Annotated in this window: 20 protein-coding genes; 10 read left to right on the top strand and 10 right to left on the bottom strand. The window is 41.0% G+C overall.

What is annotated here, in order from left to right; translation table 11 throughout:
• Positions 1-706 precede the first annotated feature (706 nt).
• Positions 707-1510, bottom strand: coding sequence for a phytanoyl-CoA dioxygenase family protein (locus BV372_RS13400; RefSeq protein WP_086687000.1), 804 nt, complete (start codon positions 1508-1510; stop codon positions 707-709).
• 640 nt (positions 1511-2150) lie between these two features.
• On the opposite strand from BV372_RS13400, the gene nifS reads away from it, so the two are divergent.
• From nifS to nifD, 5 genes are all read left to right on the top strand, one after another.
• On the top strand, positions 2151-3359 hold the full coding sequence (gene nifS, locus BV372_RS13395; RefSeq protein ID WP_086686999.1) for a cysteine desulfurase NifS: 1209 nt from the start codon (positions 2151-2153) through the stop codon (positions 3357-3359).
• 74 nt (positions 3360-3433) lie between these two features.
• A complete protein-coding gene (gene nifU, locus BV372_RS13390) occupies positions 3434-4375 on the top strand; it encodes a Fe-S cluster assembly protein NifU (protein ID WP_086686998.1) in 942 nt (313 codons plus the stop codon).
• Positions 4376-4566: 191 nt separating this feature from the next.
• Positions 4567-4923 carry a group 1 truncated hemoglobin gene (locus tag BV372_RS13385; protein WP_086686997.1) on the top strand — a complete coding sequence of 119 codons (357 nt, stop codon included), beginning with the start codon at positions 4567-4569 and terminating at the stop codon, positions 4921-4923.
• Positions 4924-5257: 334 nt separating this feature from the next.
• Positions 5258-6148, top strand: a complete 891-nt coding sequence (gene nifH / locus BV372_RS13380) for a nitrogenase iron protein (protein ID WP_086686996.1) — start codon at positions 5258-5260, stop codon at positions 6146-6148.
• Positions 6149-6299: 151 nt separating this feature from the next.
• Positions 6300-7682, top strand: coding sequence for a nitrogenase molybdenum-iron protein alpha chain (gene nifD, locus BV372_RS13375; RefSeq protein ID WP_086686995.1), 1383 nt, complete (start codon positions 6300-6302; stop codon positions 7680-7682).
• Positions 7683-8065: 383 nt separating this feature from the next.
• Here the strand turns inward: nifD and BV372_RS13370 are convergent, their stop codons facing one another.
• The 5 genes from BV372_RS13370 to BV372_RS13345 form a co-directional block, all read right to left on the bottom strand.
• Positions 8066-9508, bottom strand: coding sequence for a hypothetical protein (locus BV372_RS13370; protein ID WP_086686994.1), 1443 nt, complete (start codon positions 9506-9508; stop codon positions 8066-8068).
• 64 nt (positions 9509-9572) lie between these two features.
• Positions 9573-9938: a hypothetical protein gene (locus BV372_RS13365; protein ID WP_086686993.1), complete on the bottom strand. Its 366-nt coding sequence runs from the start codon at positions 9936-9938 to the stop codon at positions 9573-9575.
• Positions 9939-10582: 644 nt separating this feature from the next.
• Positions 10583-11398 carry an SDR family oxidoreductase gene (locus BV372_RS13355; protein WP_086686991.1) on the bottom strand — a complete coding sequence of 272 codons (816 nt, stop codon included), beginning with the start codon at positions 11396-11398 and terminating at the stop codon, positions 10583-10585.
• An 84-nt stretch (positions 11399-11482) separates the two neighbouring features.
• Positions 11483-11812, bottom strand: a complete 330-nt coding sequence (locus BV372_RS13350; protein ID WP_086686990.1) for a hypothetical protein — start codon at positions 11810-11812, stop codon at positions 11483-11485.
• Between the two features lie 86 nt (positions 11813-11898).
• Positions 11899-13245 (bottom strand): cytochrome P450, encoded by a 1347-nt coding sequence (locus BV372_RS13345; RefSeq protein ID WP_086686989.1) that lies wholly within the window; start codon positions 13243-13245, stop codon positions 11899-11901.
• Between the two features lie 212 nt (positions 13246-13457).
• On the opposite strand from BV372_RS13345, the gene BV372_RS13340 reads away from it, so the two are divergent.
• Entirely contained in the window at positions 13458-14114 is a 657-nt protein-coding gene (locus BV372_RS13340) for a TraX family protein (protein WP_086686988.1), read from the top strand.
• 328 nt (positions 14115-14442) lie between these two features.
• Here BV372_RS13340 and BV372_RS13335 read toward each other — a convergent pair whose 3' ends face one another.
• Both BV372_RS13335 and BV372_RS13330 read right to left on the bottom strand, forming a co-directional pair.
• Entirely contained in the window at positions 14443-15507 is a 1065-nt protein-coding gene (locus tag BV372_RS13335) for a radical SAM protein (RefSeq protein ID WP_086686987.1), read from the bottom strand.
• Between the two features lie 356 nt (positions 15508-15863).
• A complete protein-coding gene (locus tag BV372_RS13330) occupies positions 15864-16442 on the bottom strand; it encodes a hypothetical protein (protein ID WP_086686986.1) in 579 nt (192 codons plus the stop codon).
• A gap of 102 nt (positions 16443-16544) precedes the next feature.
• Between BV372_RS13330 and BV372_RS35185 the strand changes: the two genes are divergently transcribed.
• The 3 genes from BV372_RS35185 (at position 16545) to BV372_RS13315 (ending at position 18926) form a co-directional block, all read left to right on the top strand.
• Positions 16545-16745: a hypothetical protein gene (locus tag BV372_RS35185; protein WP_143845097.1), complete on the top strand. Its 201-nt coding sequence runs from the start codon at positions 16545-16547 to the stop codon at positions 16743-16745.
• Positions 16746-16773: 28 nt separating this feature from the next.
• Positions 16774-17592, top strand: a complete 819-nt coding sequence (locus BV372_RS13325; protein ID WP_086686985.1) for a pentapeptide repeat-containing protein — start codon at positions 16774-16776, stop codon at positions 17590-17592.
• 794 nt (positions 17593-18386) lie between these two features.
• Complete coding sequence (locus BV372_RS13315) at positions 18387-18926, top strand: DUF2267 domain-containing protein (protein ID WP_086686983.1); 540 nt, start codon at positions 18387-18389, stop codon at positions 18924-18926.
• A gap of 195 nt (positions 18927-19121) precedes the next feature.
• Here BV372_RS13315 and BV372_RS13310 read toward each other — a convergent pair whose 3' ends face one another.
• Together BV372_RS13310 and BV372_RS13305 are read right to left on the bottom strand one after the other, a co-directional pair.
• Positions 19122-19787 carry a hypothetical protein gene (locus tag BV372_RS13310; protein WP_086686982.1) on the bottom strand — a complete coding sequence of 222 codons (666 nt, stop codon included), beginning with the start codon at positions 19785-19787 and terminating at the stop codon, positions 19122-19124.
• Positions 19788-20256: 469 nt separating this feature from the next.
• Complete coding sequence (locus BV372_RS13305; protein WP_086686981.1) at positions 20257-20637, bottom strand: hypothetical protein; 381 nt, start codon at positions 20635-20637, stop codon at positions 20257-20259.
• Positions 20638-21375: 738 nt separating this feature from the next.
• Between BV372_RS13305 and BV372_RS13300 the strand changes: the two genes are divergently transcribed.
• Positions 21376-23214: an MASE1 domain-containing protein gene (locus BV372_RS13300; RefSeq protein WP_086686980.1), complete on the top strand. Its 1839-nt coding sequence runs from the start codon at positions 21376-21378 to the stop codon at positions 23212-23214.
• Positions 23215-23240 lie beyond the last annotated feature (26 nt).

The raw sequence follows: 23240 nt of genomic DNA, 5'->3' as shown, positions 1-23240 counted from the left end.
GAGTTTCTAAAACTCTTATAGTAATCCGATTTAATTGATGAAATTACTTGCGTAAGTAGGGAACCAGGAAGAAGTAAATAGACTTGTACCTAGCTTTGCATAATCAAATAGGAGTCCTATGTATTAGCAAACTATTCATATTGTCTATCTCCAAACTGGCATTTGAGATTACAGCCATCATTAATCCTCAACTCGCTGTTTTTTAGCATTAGTCCCTAACAATAAAATGGTTAAAAACGAAGATTACTGCTACCTTCTATTGATAATATCAGTAGAGTACTGCTACCATTAAGTTAAGTTAATGCTCAGTATTCAACCTACTTGTCTCAGTAACCCCGAAAATTCCGAATTAAAATATATTCTGAGTTACTAGTTAACAAAGGTTAAGTTTATTAACTAAAAGCTGTGCGTTCAATCAATAAATTAACTTGGTTGAGTTGGCTTTTTAGCTCTAAATTAAGCTTTTTAGCTTAAACCAGCAAATAATTTACTGGTTAGTAAATTAGAGCAGTGTTACAAATCATAACATATGCAAATCAATTCAAGTCAATCCATCATCCGAAGTGTACTGAGTAACAAAGAATTGCAAATAAAGTCTGCCTTAAGATAGATATTTTATACAGCAGACATATCTTAAAAAGCATCTTCGGCAGTCTAAAACAATAGGCTTACTTCATGCTAGTACTTGAATCGTAGAGATTTCCTACTAGCGATGTAGTTGAATTGGAGGAAACATATAGCAATCTATCTGCTCACCAGTTTTTTTAGTTTTGAGTGAATTAAATTCTGGTAGATCAATTTCCTCAAGAGGTCTGAAAGGCCACGCCTTCAGACGCGGATAGTAAGTAACATCATCGCCAGTCCAATTCGTCACTACTGCACGTCTTTGCCTGGAAGATATATTCGTTACTGAATGATGAATTGTCAGAAGATGATGAACTAAGCAATCTCCAGGCTCCATATCCCAAGACAGAAGTTCGTGAGGCTCTGGCTCTACAAACCACGACGGATTAGAGTCCTCACGTAACTCTTTACCCCATTGATGAGAACCTTTGATGTACTCTAATCGACCATTTTCTTCGTTAACATTATCTAAAGCCAGCCAAATTTTACAAAACTGCCAGCCTTGTATAGGCCAGTAAGGTAGGTCGTTATGCCATCCGACACGACTCGTCGCTTTCGGCTTTTTTACAAAGAAACCGTCAGCCAAAAAGTTAAGTTTTTCCGATCGCAAGAGTTGAGCAGCAATTGTGGAGAGTGGAGATTCAAAAACCAAAGCACGGAAATCAGGATCGACAAGCCATAAGCTACTAGTATGTTCCACACTAGCTTCTGGTCTTGAGATACCTTTCACCTCTAGAGGCCCAGGGATTGATACATTCTTGTCAACGGCTGTTCGCATCCGTTCCACCCAACTTTCATCTAAAACATTTCTGAGACAGATAACGCCGTCTCGCTCGAAAGCTTCGATCTGTTGGAGGCTAATTTTTAATGTGTCTATCTTGAGCATTTGATGTTTTTTCTGATTGTGCAATTTAACTTTTTTGGCTTACACCAAATAGTTGGTATTAAGAATTGCTGACTTTTATCTCTTTTTAAAAGAACTAATCAAAAATTTCATTAATCCTGAGAAAGATGTATTTACAAGCGTGCAGAGATATAGAAGTCCCTAAAAAAGCTACATAATATAGCCCTGTTCTGTCACTCGCCGACAGCCGCCCGCCGAAGGATGCCCGAAGGGCTGTAGATTCCGACTTCCTTACCGCAAAGCGGCTCAGCCCAAGGCGCTGGTTCACCGTGTCTCCCCATCTTTGCGTCACTCTTATCGTAAGTATTTAGGCGAAGCTGATATTATTCACTAGATGCCTTGATTTTTGGGCGATAACAGTGCATGGACGTAACCTTCATTATGTTTGATAGAAGATACTTCTATTCTCAGAAATTCTCTGAGCAGTTGCAAAAGCGTCAGCCCCAAGTGATAGAAGCAAAAGCATAATATAGAGGCCCTTTGGGATGCTTGCCGCAGCCTAGGATGAAGCCTAGTTATACGACTTCATCCTACCTTCCGACGAACGCCCTACAGACTTCACACTTCATATTATTGGTATTACCTCAAAATCTTGGCTCTTATCTCATCAAAATTGGAAGCAATGCAAAACAGCTGCATTTATCTCGATAATAATGCCACCACTAAGGTAGACCCGGAAGTTGTAGAGGTGATGTTGCCCTACTTAACTGAATATTACGGTAACCCTTCTAGTATGCACACCTTTGGTGGGCAAGTTGGCAAAGCGGTGAAAACAGCAAGAGAACAACTTGCAGCCCTTCTGGGAGCCGATGAATCGGAAATTATCTATACCAGTTGCGGAACTGAAGGCGATAACGCCGCAATTCGCGCCGCACTGTTGGCGCAACCAGACAAGCGACACATTATTACTACCCAAGTCGAACACCCAGCAGTACTGAATGTCTGCAAACAATTAGAAACCCAAGGTTATAGTGTTACCTATCTTTCGGTAAATGGTCAGGGACAAATAGATCTAAATGAACTAGAAGCTTCCTTGACTGGTAACACCGCCTTGGTGACAATTATGTATGCCAACAACGAAATCGGCGTGGTTTTCCCAATCGAGCAGATTGGATTGCGAGTGAAAGAGCATGGCGCTTTATTCCACGTCGATGCGGTGCAAGCAGTAGGGAAAATTCCCTTAAATATGAAGAATAGCACCGTAGATATGTTAACCATATCCGGACATAAGATCCACGCACCCAAAGGAATTGGCGCTTTGTATGTGCGGCGTGGGGTGAGATTCCGTCCCTTCCTGATTGGCGGACACCAAGAACGTGGACGCCGTGCAGGTACAGAAAATGTTCCAGCAATTATTGCTTTAGGCAAAGCTGCGGAACTGGAAATGTTACATTTAGAAGAGGCGACTAAGAGAGAAAGAAGGCTGCGCGATCGCCTAGAAAAAACCTTACTCGCCACGATTCCTAACTGTGAAGTTAACGGCGATATTACGCAGAGATTGCCAAACACCACCAACATCGGCTTCAAGTATATTGAAGGTGAAGCCATCTTACTCTCGTTGAACAAATACGGTATCTGTGCCTCATCTGGTTCTGCTTGCACCTCTGGCTCTTTGGAACCTTCCCACGTATTGCGGGCAATGGGCTTACCTTACACCACATTGCACGGTTCCATCCGCTTTAGCCTCTGTCGCTACACCACAGACGCCGAAATCGATCAAGTAATCGCGGTTATGCCTGAGATTGTAGAACGTTTGCGTGCCCTTTCACCCTTCAAAAATGACGAAGCGGGTTGGCTGCAAGCGCAGGAACAAACACTGGCTCATCACTAGGAATTGTGGAATAGGGGGACATACCATTGCCCCATGCCCACTTAATACTCATCACTCAGCACTCGGAACTTAATATGTGGGACTACACAGATAAAGTATTAGAACTGTTTTACAATCCCAAGAATCAGGGAGCTATTGAAGAAGCTGATGAATCTGGGGTAAAGGTAGCAACTGGAGAGGTAGGTAGCATTGCTTGTGGTGATGCTCTGAGACTGCACTTGAAGGTTGAAGTCGCCAGCGATAAAATTCTCGACGCACGCTTTCAAACTTTTGGTTGCACAAGTGCGATCGCATCTTCCAGCGCTTTGACTGAAATGATCAAAGGTTTAACCTTAGATGAAGCTCTCAATGTCTCCAATAAAGATATTGCAGAGTACCTGGGTGGATTGCCAGAAGCGAAAATGCATTGCTCTGTCATGGGGCAAGAAGCCCTAGAAGCAGCAATTTACAATTATCGTGGCATTCCTCTAGCTGCCCATGATGACGATGATGAAGGAGCACTAATTTGTAGCTGCTTTGGTATCAGCGAATCCAAAATTCGGCGCGTGATTTTGGAAAATCACCTTACTGATGCCGAGCAGGTAACAAACTACGTCAAAGCTGGCGGCGGATGCGGTTCTTGTCTGGCAAACATTGATGATATTATTAAAGATGTAGAGCAACAAGCCGCAATACCTGCACTCAATAACTATGGCGTGAAAGTTGCAACCGATATTGTTACTGCTAAGCAATCACAACGCCCATTGACTAATGTGCAAAAAATCGCACTGATTCAAAAGGTCTTAGATGAAGAAGTCAGACCAGTACTGATTGCTGACGGCGGCGATGTGGAACTGTACGATGTGGACGGCGTTAGCGAAGCGGGACGGGACGTACTTCGCGTCAAGGTTCTGTTGCAAGGAGCTTGTGGTTCTTGTTCTAGCAGCACAGCAACTCTCAAGATTGCCATAGAAGCCAGGTTGCAGGATCGTGTCAGCAAGAACCTGATAGTGGAAGCGGTTGAGCCATTACTATAAAACTTTACGCACTGCACAAATACATCCTAATGTGCATCAGCTAAGACACAGACAGTAGGATTTGACCGATATAATTCGCTTCGCATCAATGAATTCAATCCTACCTACAACAGATAGCTAAAGCACATAGGCAAGTATTCAACGCCTAATTGCGAATTCCATAATCCAACTCGCTTCAAAGGAATGAGGATATGAGCGCACTCTACGAGAAAATTGGCGGACAAGCAACTCTCGACAAAGTAGTTGATGATTTGTACAAACGGATTCTGGCAGACAACACCGTTAATACGTTCTTCGCTAAGACAGATATGGCGAAGCAGCGTGCTCATTTTACTGCTTTCGTAGCTCAGTTACTTGAGGGACCAAAGCAATATGCAGGTCGTCCAATGGACAAAACCCACACAGGTATGAATATACAGCCCCAACACTTTGATGCTATTGCTAAGCACCTCAGTGATGCAATGGTTACAAATGGAGTGGCTACTGATGATGTCAGCGCTGCAATGGCTCGCGTTTCAAATGTCAAAGGCGCTATTTTGAACAAGTAATTGGACTTCAAGATTGATTTTTGACGAAGATATCAGTCAAGTCCTACTAGGTGTTTCCATCTGACACACAAGTATTTGTAAAGTGCGTAATTTCCTTTGTTAATAGTCATTTGTCATGGCTATTAACAAAGAATAAAACAAAAAAAATTTGAACAAGGAACATAGATGTCTTTACTACCATTAGTTTTTGCTGTGGAGCGATCGCCCCCGGCGGGCACTTAGTGCCAACGCTAAAGACGACGTTCTACACAAACTCACTGCCGTAGCTCAACGGGCGTGAGACCCAACAGACAAAAGCAAAAGACCCACCAACCAATTGCAGGAAACACGAACCATGACTGACGAAAATATTAGACAGATAGCCTTCTACGGTAAGGGCGGTATCGGTAAGTCTACTACTTCCCAAAATACCCTAGCAGCTATGGCAGAAATGGGTCAGCGCATCATGATTGTGGGTTGTGACCCCAAAGCTGACTCCACCCGTTTGATGCTCCACAGTAAAGCTCAAACCACCGTGCTGCACTTAGCCGCTGAACGCGGTGCTGTAGAAGATTTAGAACTCGACGAAGTATTATTAACCGGCTTCCGTGGTGTTAAGTGCGTGGAGTCTGGTGGTCCTGAACCCGGTGTAGGTTGTGCTGGTCGTGGTATTATCACCGCCATCAACTTCTTAGAAGAAAACGGTGCTTACCAAGACTTAGACTTCGTATCCTACGACGTGTTGGGTGACGTTGTGTGCGGTGGTTTTGCTATGCCTATTCGTGAAGGTAAAGCACAAGAAATCTACATCGTTACCTCTGGTGAAATGATGGCGATGTATGCGGCTAACAACATTGCTCGTGGTATTCTCAAGTACGCTCACTCCGGTGGTGTACGTTTGGGTGGTTTGATTTGTAACAGCCGTAAAGTTGACCGAGAAATCGAATTGATCGAAACCTTGGCTGAACGCTTGAACACCCAAATGATTCACTTCGTACCTCGCGACAACATCGTTCAACACGCAGAATTGCGTCGGATGACTGTTAACGAGTACGCACCTGACAGCGATCAGGGTAATGAATACCGCGCTCTAGCTAAGAAGATTATCAACAACCAGAAGCTCACCATCCCCACCCCCATCGAAATGGACGAGCTAGAAGCATTGTTGGTCGAATTCGGTATCCTCGACGACGATACCAAGCACGCAGAGATCATTGGTAAGCCAGCAGAAGTACCTGTTAAGTAAACCATGTTTTAGGAAAAGGGAACACCTGCATCACTTCCCTTTTACCTTTGATCTAACTTTTATCCCCCAAGGGGACTCAGCGTCCCCAACCCCATAGGGGAAATCCCCTTCCCTGACTATCCCGGTTCCTTAGGAGCAAGAGAGACTAAAGATGACTCCTCCAGAAAATCAAAACATCATTGAAGAAAGAAAAGAACTAATTAAAGAAGTTCTCCAAGCCTATCCCGAAAAAGCAGCAAAAAAACGGGAAAAGCACTTAAATGTATACGAAGAAGGTAAGTCTGACTGCGGCGTTAAGTCTAACATCAAATCCCTTCCTGGTGTAATGACCGCCCGTGGTTGTGCTTATGCAGGTTCCAAGGGTGTGGTTTGGGGTCCTATTAAGGACATGATCCACATCAGCCACGGGCCTGTAGGTTGCGGTTACTGGTCTTGGTCTGGTCGTCGTAACTACTACATCGGTACAACTGGTGTTGACACCTTTGGTACTATGCACTTCACCTCCGACTTCCAAGAACGTGACATCGTTTTCGGTGGTGACAAGAAACTATTTAAGCTGATTCAAGAACTGGAAGTTCTCTTCCCCCTCAGCCGTGGTGTTTCCATTCAATCTGAATGTCCCATCGGTTTGATTGGGGATGACATCGAAGCAGTAGCTAAGAAAGCAGCTAAAGAAATTAACAAGCCTGTTGTACCTGTACGTTGCGAAGGCTTCCGTGGTGTTTCTCAGTCTTTAGGTCACCACATTGCTAACGACATGATTCGTGACTGGGTATTCCCCAGAGCAGATCAAGCCAAGAAAGATGGTACCCTGAAGTTTGATGCTACTCCTTATGACGTAGCAATCATCGGTGACTACAACATCGGTGGTGATGCTTGGGCTAGCCGCATCCTCTTAGAAGAAATCGGCTTGCGCGTAGTCGCTCAGTGGTCTGGTGATGGCACCATCAACGAAATGTTGATGACACCCAATGTGAAGATGAACCTCATCCACTGCTATCGGTCGATGAACTACATCAGCCGTCACATGGAAGAAAAGTATGGAATACCCTGGCTTGAATACAATTTCTTCGGCCCCACCAAGATTGCTGAATCCCTACGGGAAATCGCTTCTAAATTTGACTCCAAGATCCAAGAAAACGCTGAGAAGGTAATTGCCAAGTATCAGCCAACAATGGATGCGATCCTCAAGAAGTATCGCCCCCGTTTGGAAGGTAAGACTGTCGCCATGATGGTTGGTGGTCTGCGTCCTCGCCACGTTGTACCCGCTTTCCAAGATTTGGGTATGAAGATGATCGGTACAGGTTATGAGTTCGCTCATAACGACGACTACAAACGTACCACTCACTACATCGAAAACGGCACCATCGTTTATGACGACGTTACCGCCTACGAATTTGAGGAGTTTGTAAAAGCACTCAAGCCAGATTTGATTGCTTCTGGTGTGAAAGAGAAGTACGTCTTCCAAAAGATGGGTCTTCCTTTCCGTCAAATGCACTCTTGGGATTACTCCGAACCTAGCGATCGCTCTTAAAACTCACGATTACACCAGGTTTTTTAGTGGCGGGAGAAAAAAGCGTCTATTTCTAGCCTAAATGCAAGTTGTAGCGTTATCGACCAACTATCTTTTTTGATACTTTAGACAATATAACTCTTATTCTGTCTGGTTTTGAGATTTTGCTTGCATGAGTCTTATATTAAAACTGTTAAATTAAAAACTATTTTAAATGACATTTTTTAGATTAAATGGTGCGATCGCTTCAATTTCACACAAAACAATTATTGAGGTTATTGGAGAGAATGATGTGGGATTAGAAGGTTGGTTCGCACTAACGAGTAAGATAAGCTGCGGAAGATACTGTTGGTAAGACAATTGTCTATGTAGATGGTGTTGAAGTAACTTTTTGAACTGCTGGTTTATCGATTTGGTCGTCTTCTGTAGTGTGCTTTGACGTATGAGCCATTTCGGTAATGTGCTTTAACATATACATAATCACTTTTATTAAAAATTCTCTGATATTCTTCTAGAGTAATCCTTGGTCTGGTTTCCTGAACAGGCTGTTGAGGTGCTTTGTAGGTAGGATTAGAAGGTTGCGAACGATTAATTTGAGCAAGATGTTTTATTTTTTCCTTTAATTTAGCTATCTCATTTTGCTGCTGCCGATATTTTTGGTCTAGGATCTGGTATTGTTTGTGCAACTCAGATTTCTGTGAATTCAATTGAGACTTTTCACTTTGTAAATTGGCAACTTCAGATTCCTTATTTTCGGCATGATCAGTTATATCTTGAATTCGTTTTTGTAGTTCTGCTTTCTGTTGATTAAGTTGTAAGACTAGATTTTGCAAATAATCAATTCTAGCTTGTTTTATTTTGTCAGTTTCCGTTGAACTTTGAATATCTCTTTGTAAATCAGATATTGAATGTTGCAGTCTATCTATTTGAGACTGTTTTGTCCGTATTAATTCCGTTAAATTTTGAGTATTTTGAAGTAGCCCAGATAGCTCAGCCTCTTTATCAGATATTACTTTATGTAAATCAGAAATATTTTTAGTAAGATTAGAAATTTCTTGAATACGCTTATTTAACTCGTTAGTATTTTCTTGTTTGCTTATAAGTAAGCTATTGAATTGGTTAGATAAAAGAGCAATTCGAGAGCGTAACTCTTTAACAAGCTCTTGATAGGTATTATCGGTTACAGAGCTATCAGATCCTAAGATTAGTTTTGCTGACAAAAGTTTGATTAACTCATCAATCTTATAAGCAAGACGAAGGCGATATGGACTAATTTGATTAGCATTTTGTGCTATCTCTGAAGCCAATCTTTCAATTATTTCGGAAAGAATTATCTGTGAAGGTTTTCTGGTTCTTGTAAAAATAACCAGATTAGTTATCATCCTCTCAAGTCTTTCATAATCCTTTTCAGCCTGACTAGCTAAAAGATAACGAGCAGAATCTTGTATTCTTTCCAATATGCGATATCTCTTCGGTTTGCGAGGCTCTAATTCTTGTAAAATTTCATTTCTCTTATACTCTAATGCTTCGAGAGTTCTTGCTATTTTTTCGTGATTTACTACGGAATTTTCAGCAAGGCGTTCTAGGATACCCTCATAAAGCCATGCTTGAGACTCTAAATTATTTAATTTTTGAATTTGCTTCGGGTTATCTGGCTGAGAAACTATATCTGTCCTCTGTAATTGTTGTTGTAAGCTGTTAATCTTTGCTGAAGCAGAACCTTTAAAGCAAGCAAGTAACAATTCTAAAGCTTGACCAAAAGGAAAAGAATAGTCAGCTAACCAACCAAAAATAATCCAGAAACATAAAGAACATACTAAGAAGAATATAACTTTGATATAGTTCAAACACTTCTTAAGTAAATTCCTGGTTGGCTCTAAATCTGAGTCTTGAAGGTCAAAGTAGAACTGGTTAACGAAAAAATTGTTTTCCTATCTGTTGACCTATAACCGTACCTGAGTTGTTGTTTACATTGAGATTGACACCTGATTCAGTGTTCTGAGAAACATTGGAAGTATTTTGTAGCTGCTGATATCGGTTAACTAACCTCTCTAAATCTTCTTGAAATCTCCTATCGGATTCTGCTTCACTCACAATTGCAGCTTGTAAAAGTTTTGGTTCTTCCTTAACCCTTTCAATCTTAAGCTTGTCCTGAAATCTTTTCCTCAAGAAATCTAGTACTTCTGCTCCGGCTTTCTCTAAAGCACCACCTGTAGTCTTATCAATCACATAAAGTGTAATATTTACTGCTTGTAGAGCTAGTACAGATAAATCCATATATGAGGAATTTTTTATGTTTTTTCAAAATTTAAATTATTATACAACAATTTTCAATATATATACTTCGCAATTTTATAATTGTGATAGTAATTTTTGCTATACCTATGGCATAAGGAAGCTAGCAAAGATTATTTAATTAGCTTGATGAGCAATATGATCGCACCAAGCACCCACGGTAGGCAGTTATAGATTCAATCAAGCAAACTGCAAGTTATTAATATACTTATTTGCACTATTTAATGTTGAGCAACTGACTATTCATTACTGAATTGCTGAACAATTGTTTGCACAACGCACCGCTGGTAAAGGAGGAGCTAATGCGAGAATAAAATCACATTTTCCAATTAAACCTTGTGCGGAATCAATATCTAGTCTTTGTCCAGAGAAAATAGCCAACCTATCCTCGCTGAGATCGCGGCAGACTAGTAGTATCGGTACAACAATGAACTCACTTCGAGCTTTTTCACTAATAAAAGACAATTGGGTTAGCTTTGCGAGAGTTTCATTTGACCAACTAGGTATGGAATTGCAACATCATAAGCATTCAAGGATGATATACCTCAATTCACTGTAAAGATCTGCTTCATCTGCATATTTAGGGATTATGTGAAATGCGATCGCCTGACTCTCGAAGTCTGACATTATATTTTATAGCTACGTTTAATGATAGAAAAATACCAACTATCGGGTAGCAGTTTACGCAGCATGAGCAATAGTGGCGCAGGTTGACCTACAGAATAACGTATCTTTCGAGTGCGATCGCTCGCTGCTTGAAAAATCACCTTAGCAACTACTTCCGGTGGTTCGCCATTTCTACCAGCTTCCTGGGAAACCTTTTCCACTTTATCAACCAAAGGTTTATACATGGGCAAATCCTCACTCATGATAAACTGGCGGCTGCTGCCGTAAAACTCGGTTTTAATTGCGCCTGGTTCGATGATTTTAATCTTGATATTGAAGGGTTCTAATTCATAGTGCAAGGCTTCACTAAATCCTTCTACCGCCCATTTAGAACTGTGATAAATGCTGTATAACGGGAAAGTAACTCGACCTCCCATACTGGCGATTTGAATAATTTTACCACCACCTTGGTCACGCATATGGGGAATGATGGCGCGGGTGAGTCGCATTAATCCAAACACATTAGTATTGAATTGCTGCTCAATGATTTCATCCATCATCGCCTCAAATACGCCATCTACACCAAAACCTGCATTGTTAACTAAGACATCAATTTGACCGAAGTCTTGGATAGCAGATGCGATCGCACTTTGAATACTGTTATTATCTGTAACGTCTAAGGAATATAACTTGATGTTAGATATATTACGCAAATCTTTGTCTTTGCTGGGGTTACGCATAGTTGCAGCAACATTCCACCCTTGCTGAGCAAAGTACATTGCAGTCAGTTTACCAATACCGCTAGATGTTCCGGTGATGAGGACCGTTTTAGGCATCGCTTCCAAGAGGTTAAGTACGAAATTACTGTAAATAATCGACTATACTCCACAGTCAAGCAGAATTGCCTTAAACTTATAGCTTCACACTTTTGCCATACAGTCTCCTACTACTTGAACAATAAATGGTGCGCCTAAAGTTTTTGGTTGCCAGCCAGATTCCATTGCTTGCAATATCCATCTAGCTACATCTTTTGGTTTCACAGGTTTGACTTCAGTTATCCAATTTTGGGGGTGTGGTTTATCGGTGCGGATCGTTAACACTGAACCAGGTTCTTGAGCATGTTCTACTGCAACATGAATATACCCACAACAATAATCTGCTTGAGAGTTGGTGGCTTGTCTTCGGATCAGCCAAATAAAAGGCTCTCCATCAACTACAATTTTTCTTGTGCCTCGTTTTGGTATTGACACTTGCTTAATTAAACTGCGTAGTTTACCGTCGAAGACATCGCTTCACCGATAACCCTAAGTTAACTTAACTCTGAACTAAAAAAGTTTCAACGTTTTCTAGTCATCACCATTCGTACACCACCCGTTGGAGAAAGGGTAAACCCACGACGTTGCACTTTCACAGGTTTATTCTCCGCTAAGGAAAGTTGATACTTGGATAAAACAGTTGCCAGGACTAATTTCATTTCTAATTGAGCTAACGCATGTCCCAAACACCGCCGACTTCCGCCACCAAAAGGTAGGTATTCAGAAGCGGAATAGTGCCGCCCCAGAAAACGTTCTGGTTTAAACTGTTCAGCATTCGGATACAAATCTTCTCGGTAATGGACGAGGTAGATACTTGGCATGAAGGTGGTTTCTGCATCAAACTGATATCCGGCAATCTTCATGGATGATTTGGTGATGCGTGGGAACAGCCCTGGAATGACTGGATACATCCGCAGTGTTTCTTGGGTGACTGCTGTTAAGTAGGGAAGTTGAGCAATTTCCATTGGGTTGGGATTCTCGCCCAAGCTGTCTAATTCATGCTGCAATTTTTCTAGGACATCTGGATGTTGATGAATTTGATAGAAAGCCCAAGCAAGTGTAGTTGCAGTGGTTTCATGTCCAGCAAATAAAATTGTTAGCAGTTCATCTCTTAATTCTTCATCGCTCATTGCTTGCCCATTTTCATCCCGCGCTGCCATCATCAAACTTAAAACATCACTGCCACGCTGCTCATCTTGTTTTGTTGTTTTCTCAGTAATTTCTGCTTGTAGCAAATCATGAACTTGCCGCTGTCTTTGTTTCATCCGTCCCCAAGGTGTCAACGTTCCCCAATCTTTTTGTAAGAAGCGCAAAAATAACATACTGGAACGTAGGGGAGAATCGGTCATATCTAGCCAAGATGTGAGTAGGGGTTTAAGTTGTTGATAACGTTCCCCTTCACTTAAACCAAAAACAATTTGTAAAATCACCTCTAGGCTAACTTTCTGCATAGCAGACCGAACGATAAATGGTTGACCGATTTGCCATTTGCTGGCGATTTGCTTGGTAATTAAGCAGATTTGTTTGGCGTAATCTTGTAATCTTTCTCCATGAAATGGAGGCATTAACAATTTTCGTTCTCTGCGATGGCGATCGCCATCCATTAACATCAAAGAATTTTGCCCAAGAAGAGGCTTGGCAAGTTCATTTCCACGACCGATATCAAATTTAGAATCTTGGTTGAAAATTTCTTGAATGGCTTGGGGATTGCCAATGATTACATAAGATCCGATTCCACTAAGATGCATGGAAAAAATATCTCCATACTTTTGGCTATATCTGTGCTGAAATCCGATTGGATCGGCAATCCAATTGATGAGTTGCCACCAAGAAGGGCTGGTGATGCTATTCGGTAATTGACTCAACATAACATTTCCCCTCTGCGTTATGCCTATAATTCAACTCTAGATGAGGGATATAGGTTGATGATAGCTAAATGTTGTAGCAAATAACCTCTCGACTGAGAGCGATCGCTAATTATGATGTTGTGGTATTGACGAAACGTTAATAGATAGAAGTAAATTGCTAACTTAATTGTAGATAGATTAAAACAAAGTAAGTGAGCTGTTGAAGATACTTCGTGATTAAACTTTCAGCTTTCAACATTAAAATCTTGGCAGCAGTGTTCATGCTCATGGATCATGTGTGCTATGTACTAATGCCAGATTTACTAATTTTGCACTATTTTGGGCGATTGAGTTTTCCCCTGTTTGCATGGCTTCTAACTGAAGGCGAAAAACACACTCGCAATGCCTACCGCTATGGAATCAGGCTGTTGATTACAGCCATCATATCCCAGCCAATCTTTAGTATTGTTTTCCTTGACCTCTCACTCAACATTCTCTTCACGCTTTTGATTGGACTTGTGATGCTCCGCCTAGCAAAGCGTTGTCCGCAATTATGGCAGCAATTAATTATTGCTGGAGTTTGTGCAGCCGTGGCTGAGGTTTTAAGCTGCGACTATGGAGCATATGGGATTGGAGTGATTTTCTTGATGTCCTTAACCAACAAACTGAAGCCCAAAATATGGTCACTCTACTGGTGCATTTTTCACCTTGTTTTACTAACCCTATCTGTGCGATCTATAGTTCAAAGTTTGGCAGTTTTTGCTGGTTTGATTGTCTTTCAGTTTAATGGTCAACAAGGTCCACGGGCTAGATGGTTCTATGTGTTCTACCCAGTTCACTTGCTGATAATAGGTATAATTCGTTACTCTTTACCTTTCAATTGGGACTGAGCCAGCAATAACCTCAGAGGTAGAAAGTGGGATGCTCCCAATAGTGTTTTCATTTATTATTTTTAAGTACTATAGGAATCTGATTTGATTCCTGAATCACTCTTAGGAGAGGGAACAGGGAACAGGGAACGGGGAACAGAAAACAAGGAATAAAGTTGTAGTGAGTTTTGTTCAAAAATCAAGTACGAGTCCTATAGTCAGAACTTAATTATCATGCGGATTAATAATACCAATTTTCTAAAAATCAGTAACAATTACAAACTTAGAAGTCTAGAATAGATCGAACTTTCGTAAGTAAGAGTTAAAAATTATAAATTGGTGTAATATGCTAACCAAATGATGTGCGAATCAATCCTTGTAGAGTAGCTAAATCAAATTGGGAAGCTGCTCGCATTAAACCTGTGATGTTGCAAACACAAGTTTCACATAAAGTTTCATCTCTTAAGACACACTTACCAACTACTTCTCCATTGAAGTCTAAGCTTTCAACTCTTCTGGATACAGTACAGTTTGAGGCATTATAAATAATGTTTTTCTCTTCAAATAAAAATTGGTTAACTTTTGGTTGGTTAAAGGGAAATAAATCCCAACCATACTGATCTGCTGCATCATTAATCATTTGATTGATTAACTTACGATCTTCAATACTGAGTGTGGCTGGATTTGCTTTATCTTTGGTTGCTGCGCCAGACACAACAATCCCACGTAATTTTTTGACATCTCTAACGAGCCAGTCAACTGTTTCTTTAAATAGAGCAATGGCAGGTTTTGTTAAAGTTATGTGGACAAAGGCACTTCTTTCTGAGAGGTTAATGTTGCGTACAATTGCTGCACTCATACCTGTTAACTCACCATAGCGATGCTCAGAGAAAAAACCTAGAGGATCTCTAGAACGATTATGGTATTCAGCAGGGCCATCGACACTTACAGCTATAGATGCAGAATGAGGGAGGGTAGGAAGCTTTGCTGCTCCGTTCGTAACTACCCACACAATAGGGAATAATTCAGATGCTCTTTGTACTGCTTTTGGAGCCAAGGCTGTTTCTCCACCAACAAGCGTAACCTGTACGATTCCTCTGCTGTGTAATTTCTCTAAGGTTTGAAAAATCTTCTCTTCTTTGAGCCGATGCTCTTGCGGAGATAGTTCCAGATAACCTTGTATCCGTTTTTTCTGATTCCACTCTGGTTTGTAAACGTAGCAATAGTGACATCCAGCATTACACCGATCGGTCACCTCAACAGAAGCACCAAATGCTTTTTCGGGTAAGTTAAAATACTTTGAGCCAATGGTTATCCGTAAAACTCCAGCCATAGCACGCAGAATAGTGCCATAGCGAACTAGTTTCTCCAAAAAAGTGTATGGTGGTTGATAAGGTGAGAAATAGCTTTTCATGCCAGATTTGCTGCTCTTTTGAGCACTCACTTTAATCCAAAAATACTCTACAAGCAAGAATAATTACATAAAATTAGCTCCGCATGGAGTTTTATGAACTGCGGAGTTGTTTACCTAACTGAGGATTTCAAATTTAATCAGCGATCGCAGCGTTATATCAATTCAAATCATGGTTGCGACAGATAAATTCTTTGTTGGGGCACAGTACCAGTAAAATAATTTGATATACCAAAAGATTGTGGATGTTCTCCACTCATCTGTCGCGTTCTTTTTTCAAAATGGTATTAGAGATTTGAGATAATGATCATGCGTTGCACTTGGCGACAAGGCATCCTACGATATCAAATTCTTGGGGTTTAGTCTGGGAAAGCTACACCAGTCATCGGATCGCGGATATACAGACCTAGTGTAAGACTACGCATCACTTCATCCCAAATCGGTAGTAGCGGCTCTGCTTGATCTGCCCAATAATCGAATGTAATCAAGCATTGAACATTCGACCCCAAACCAATGCAAGTCCGCGAATAAGCTTCCCGTGGCTCTGCTTGGGTGTCGATAAACTTAATCTCTGTCCACACTATTCTGGCGGTTTGACGCTTGACGATAAATATTTCTCCCTTCTCAATGATGTTGCGATCGTCTTCTTCTATGACTTTCTTCAAAGTGGGTTTTAGGGGAAACTGGCTCCAGTCATTGGGTGGTAGCCGATTGAAAGATACTTCCAAGCAGCAATCATCGTTGGGAGGTTTTTTATCAAGGAACTTGAACGATTTTTCTTGTGGCTCAAAAACCCAATCCTGGGGAACATTGAAGCGAACAGCTCCCCGATCTGCTACAAAAATTTTGTAGCCTGATGGCGATTCCCAGCGATGATCGGGTTTTAGTTCAAGCGTTTCTTTAATCCACTGGAGATTGCTTTTCTTACGCTTTGCCATAATGTTTTTGCAAATCTGCTGAAGACAGCGATCGCCTATATTGGGTCATAAGCGATCCTCACTTCGTTAATCCTATCAAATTCCTAGTATTGATAGGGTGTATTGTCCCGTAGCGCAACGCACCTCTGGTTCTCAACAACAGTGTTATATGGCGATCGCTTTGCATTGATGCGATTAAGTAATCAAAATAACTTGATAGGTGACCGTAGTCACTGGCAGGTAGAAGTGGTTAACATTGTGGGTAAAAAAATCTTGGGTTTCGTAACATCAATCTCACCCGCAAGATTAGCGATCGCACTGTAGCCGTTTATTCTTACAAAGCCAGCAAACAATGACCAACCTGAACTATAACAACCAGATATTGCACAATTGCTCTTTCAAAGGGCAGGACTTGTCTGGGGCAGATTTTAGTGGTTCAGACTTGCGGGGGTGCAACTTTACAGGAGCAACCTTAATTGGGGCAAAGTTTCAGCAAGTTAAAACCGGACAGAGCCAGCGCCAAGTAAATATGCTAATTGCTAGCACTATAGCCAGTCCAGTTGTTTTATTCGGCTCCAGTATAATCTTCGTACATCTATTAAGTGTATTGTTGAGCGATCGCGCCATGAACTTTTTTATCGGTGCGCTCCCTGTATTAGCTTTCTTGGCTGAGATTTTCCTCAGAGATAGTATTACCTTCCACTTTACCCAAGTCACGAATTTCTTTGGTATTGGAGCGATCGCTAAACTATTTGCAGTAATGCTAATGCTCACAGTCGGGCTGGCTTTTGTTGGTTTCTCTGGCTTTGGTGATGGATCTGGTGCTCAAGGATTTTTCTTCTTACTAATGACGATCGTTTCTGCGATCGTGACCTACCGAATTTTTAAATGGCTGATTCAATCTATCCACACCTATGCAGGGACATCTTTTAGGAAAGCGAACTTAACTGATGCTGACTTTAGTTATTCTAAAGTAGAAAATACAGATTTTTCTCTTGCTGTATTGACGGGAGCCTGTGTCTTTAAGTGGGTGATTAAACCCCATAGCCAATTTACAACTGTTTATTGTAAATACCTTTATCTGGAACCAGCGCAGCAAAATCGGCAACCTGCTGAGGGAAGTTTTAAACCGGATGAATTGGCACAGGTACTAACTCAATTCATAATATGAATAGATGAATATTATTGAGAAAACAATGACCAAATTAAAGTTTGAAGACAGTAATTGGCAATGGCTTGGGGAGTTTTTCAAGCTAAGAGGTATCTAAGTATTTATTATGCTGCTACTATCGTGACGCAACTTGCCTAAGAGGATGTCTGAAAACATTTTAGTGTTGTTTTTAAGACTTGTAGATCCCCCTAAATCCCCCTTGAAAAGGGGGACTTTAAGTAAGTTTCCCCCCTTTTTAAGGGGGGCTAGGGGGGATCGAACGCAAGATTGAATACTTCTCAGACATCCTCTAATCATAAATTGCATAAAGTAATTCATTAACGCATCACTTGCAAAATTTTGCCCAATTTCCTGCTGAATACCATGTTTTTAGTTTCTTTGATTTGAGTGCTTTAGAGATTTTGTTTGTGATAACTTCAGGTTTAGATACCACCTCCTCATTATTGCTGCTAGCTAATAATTTTGCTATTTGGGCTGATTTCTTCTAGCGATCGCCAAGCGCAAACAAGATGATATAAAAAATTTAGCGCTCAGATAGTAGAACGGCTGTACTCATTAATTAGCAAAAAATACTCGATTTCTCTTTGAATCAGATGCAACAACTTGTTGATGAGTGAGGAGGTGAACCCATACACTTACAGGCATTGATGCCAGCTATCTCAGATTATCCGCTAAATTTCTAACTTTTGGATAGATGACATCTCGAACTTGTGGATGACACTAAAGGTTTTTGATTTGTGCGACCTTACATAAGTAAGCATAAAGACTCAACATAACAAACACAAAAAAGAACAATGCCAGATCAAACCTTTAGAAAAAACATTCCAGAAGTTGACCCAACTGAGATTGAAGATTCTCGAACTGCGATCGCAGATGAACATCACTCGTTCCTAGAAAAGGTCATGGTCAGAAGCGGATTTGCGGATCTGTATGACGCAAGAGACTTTAGCGAAGTTGTATTTCGCGTTATGCGCGACTTAATGACAACAGATGCCATCGATCGCGTTGAGTCAGAACTGCATCATGAGGCTTTGCCTACAGACGAGAAAGCCCTCCAGATGGAAGTAGCTGAACTCTGGAAAGACACCAATCCACTTGTGAGATTTTTAAGCCGAGTACGTAAACCTTTAAGAGGCCCGGCTCCCGTTGGAATTGATTCCAATCTATTTCTCACCCGTGTTGCCAATGAAGGTGGACTTCCAGGAACAGTCGACCGAGATCAGGCAATTAAAGCAGTGTTCTCTGCCACCAAAGAAGAACTTTCCGAAGAGCGGATTCAGGAAATTGCTGGCTGGCTCCCCGATCATATTCGTGAGCTTTGGGAACAAGCTTAATTAGAACTCTGACAAAGTTAAGTCTGTTTGCGGATAATCATCACAAACAGGCTTTTTATCTAATAAGTTTACCGATTCAAAAAATGTTTGCGGCAGATACCCCACCCGCCCTATCGGACTCCTTCCTCGCCTACGGGGAAGGTTGGGGAGGAGTTTAATCGATGTGTTGCATTCATTTTTTAAATTGGTATATTTTTATTTATTGAGTTCGCCAAATTTAATATTCTTAAGAGACTCATACCTGTTTTGTAACCCCCGAAAGTTATTTTCAATCAATGGAAAAAGCTTTTCAGGAAATGGTTCATTCATATCAACAGGATTAAATCTTTGGAGTTCTTTTACAGAACGGATTGTTTTGTATACTGCAACATGCTTGATATATCTTAATAACTCATGTATCAAATCTTTGCTGTTAGCTGCATTTTCTGCTAGATGAATTTTAGACTCTACAATCTCAACTATTTCTTGATGGTTTTTAAGAATAAATTCTTTTTCTATAGCAACACTTACTGCTTCAGGTAAAACATTTTGTTCAGAACTTAAAGATTTTATTCGCTTCCACATTACATTATCTTTTTCCAGCCTCAAGTATATAGGCCAGTAGAACTCAGAGATTTGTCTTTCTATAAACTCAAGCTCTGCATTATACCGAGCTATAGCAATCTGATTCTCTAATTCAGAGATTTGTTGCTGCTGTTGATGCTCTAGCTCAGCAATTAGTTGCCTTTGGTGATATTTTTCATTAGTTTCATTCTTAAATATCTCAAATCTCTTGTTAAGCCAGTAGCCTGCTACCAAAACAATGCCACCAACCAAGATTTTATCAATAACTAATTCAATAATCTTTTCAGAAAGAGCCATGTAACAATTATCTCTCCCGTTTAATCTCAAACTACAAATGATCTCACAATTTTAACCAGCAAAATGAAGAATGGCGGCTACGCAATATTACTTAATTAGTGTATTTATTATTTATGAAATCCAAATCTCATGAACAGGCATAAACTCTTCAAAGGCAGATTTTAAAGTAGTTGCGTAGCGTAACTGCGATCGCTTTCATGTTGATGATTTTGTAGGGTGCGTTGTCACGCAGCGCAACGCACCATATATTTAGAACAGTTAGAGAATGTATCTATTCTGACTGTTTTTCCACATAGATGGGCGATCGCCTCAACTCTCTAAAAGCATATTTTAGGTTAGGGTGTGTTGCCGCGTAGCGCAACGCACCATAATATATGCAAAGAATGCCATGCTTACGGCAACCTTTGCGGGGAACGCACTTTTACAGATTAGCGATCGCACCCATCCTTGTTTTGACGCAAATCAATATTTATTTAGGCATCAACTCCGCAGACATCACCGTTTGCTTTACCGCCGGACGTGGTTTGCGTCGGTCTGATTTGCGCGTTCCACCAGCCATCCCATACTCATCACTATCTTTGCCATAGTGAGACGCAACATTCAGCAGCATATGCTCAGAATAACTATTCAACGCCCGTTCTGCATCTACTAAAGCATTCTGTGCCTTTTCCACCATTGTTTTTGCTTGATTATAAAGCGCTAGCTTCTCTCGTAACTCTTTAACCTTAGTATCATAATTAGCGATAGAAAACCCATTACCAAAATCTAGGTCAGGGTTAATCGTCTGCAATCCTTCAATACGACGTTCAGCCTTGGTTAGTGCCCTTGAGTTTCGTTTCTGTTGTCTCATAAAGTTTTTCTATGCGGATGAGTTTTATATAGAGAACCCCGATGGATTTTTACACTGAGTTCGCTATATATCATCAACATACGCAATAACAGATGCATCAGCCTGAGTAAAGCTACAGAAATTTTAGAGTATTAGAACTACTGAACAGCATAAATCAGAAAAATTAGCTAAAATTTGTCTTAATTAGCAGATTTATAGATTTTAATCTAGATTTACAAGTTCTGGTATTGATTTACGACTTGTGAAGTTGATGCACGAATTGAAAACTTGATGCACGAGTTGAAAAACTTAATGCACGAGTTGGAAAACTTGATGCACAGTTGGAAAACTTGATTCACGAGTTGCAAAACTTGATTCACGAGTTGCAAAACTTGATTCACGAGTTGCAAAACTTGATTTACAAGTTGTGAATTTGATGCACGAGTTGTAAATCAGAATTTGGGCGTTGCTGAATCAAAATATGAAATGCCAAAATTGCCCTTCTTTTTCTTTGTACCTTTGCGCCTACTCTGCAAAAACGGCTACCCTGCGGGAAGGGCTTTGCCCAATGCCGAATGCGTAAGACAAATTCATATTTGCAATCAGCAACGCCAGAATTTCCTATAGGAAAGTGATGTCTACTATAAGCTCGCTGATCTGAAAAAAATTAGTGAGAATACGGTTCTGGTAACGTTAACAGAGCGTCTAGATAGGGAATGCTAACAAGAGCAATACTTTAAGCTAGCCCTGAGATCATCAATGTTGCCAACACAAGCTTTGACAAAAGTCCGTATTCGATGCGTAGGCGAAGCCTGCCGTAGGCATCGCAATCTATTAATCGGGTTTCTTATCCTGCTACCTATTCACTTTGCCCTAGCCAAGTTAGCAACAGCATTTACATTTTCAGATGGCACAACTGCAATTTGGCCCTCATCTGGCGTGTTTTTGGCAACACTGCTGTTATTTGGGCGACGGTTTTGGATTGTCTTACTGATATGTGACTTTATTATTAACCGGACGCTGTTTTTCAATACACCTACCTCCTTGGTTGTTGCGTCACTCAACGCGATCGACTCAACGATAATTACCTCTTTAGTTGCTCGCTTTATCAAACTACCCTACCCATTTAATCGCGCACAAGATGCTATTAAATTTATTGCTCTGCTCCTTCCCTTTACACCCTTCACCGCCTTAGTCGGGGCAACAACTCAGTGTATTGTCGGGATTTCAACCTGGGACAACTTTCGGCTGATTTGGCTAGGCTGGTATATCAGCACTGATGTGAGTATGTTAATTATTGCTCCTGCATTAGTAACATTGTTTCATCACCTTCGCACTCGTCAGCGATCGCAACGCAAGTCACAGACCGAATTTGTTCTAGCCTTAGCACTGTTAATAGGAATTGGATGTGCAGCCTTTGGGAGCAACTACCCAGTAGAGTATATGATGGTGCTGCCATTGCTGTGGGCTGCTTTTCGGTTGGAACAATGGCAAACCACACTTTTAATTATCGTCATGGCAATCATTGCAATTGTGGGTACATCTAAAGGATTTGGGTCATTTGCCAAAGACTCAGTTGGTACTTCCCTGATGCTCCTGCAATCTTTTATGAGTGCATTGACCATTGTCACATTAATTTTGTCGGCAGCGATGCAAGAAAATCGTACCTCCGCCACCCAATTAGAGCAAGCCAACAATGAGCTAGAACATCGCGTTGAGCATCGAACTGCTGAACTTATGCAGACTCTACAAGAGCTTCAGACTACCCAGGCGCAGCTTGTTCAGAAAGAAAAAATGTCAAGTTTGGGGCAATTGGTAGCAGGTGTAGCCCACGAAATTAATAATCCAGTCAATTTCATTCACGGTAACCTTGCCCATGTGCAGGAGTATACTAAAAATTTATTAGCGTTTGTGGAGTTACATCAGCAGTATAATTCCGATCCTCCCCCAGAAATTCTCTCCGCCGCCGAGGATCTAGATTTAGAGTTTTTGCAAGAAGACTTACCGAAGATGTTGTCTTCCATGAAATTGGGTACCGATCGCATTCGTCAAATTGTGTTATCCCTACGCAACTTCTCGCGCATGGACGAAGCTGAATTTAAAGACGTTGATATTCACGCAGGTATCGACAGCACCCTGATGATTTTGCAACACCGCCTCAAAGCCACATCACAACGACCAGAAATAGAAGTAATTAAAGACTACGGTACTCTACCCTTAGTAGAATGTTATGCTGGACAACTTAACCAGGTATTTATGAATATTCTGGTAAACGCAATTGACGCCTTAGAAGAACGCAGAATTCAAAATGATCCGCATCAAATTAAAATTCGCACAGATGTGGTTGATGCAACTTGGTTAGAAATTGCGATCGCAGATAACGGAATCGGTATTCCCCATCACATTCAGCAACGCATATTTGATCCCTTCTTCACCACCAAACCAATTGGTAAAGGAACCGGCATGGGCATGTCCATCAGTTATCAAATCATTACAGAAAACCATAACGGTAAACTAGATTGTCGCTCAACTCCTAACGAAGGAACTGAGTTCATCATTCACCTCCCCCTCCAGCAACGAGTTCCTAGTGCGGTTTAACAAGAAATTGTCGGGTGTGTTGTCGC

Origin of the sequence: Nostoc sp. T09 (assembly GCF_002154695.1) — a bacterium.
Taxonomy (GTDB): Bacteria; Cyanobacteriota; Cyanobacteriia; order Cyanobacteriales; family Nostocaceae; genus Aulosira.
This window is presented reverse-complemented; position numbering and strand designations above follow the sequence as displayed.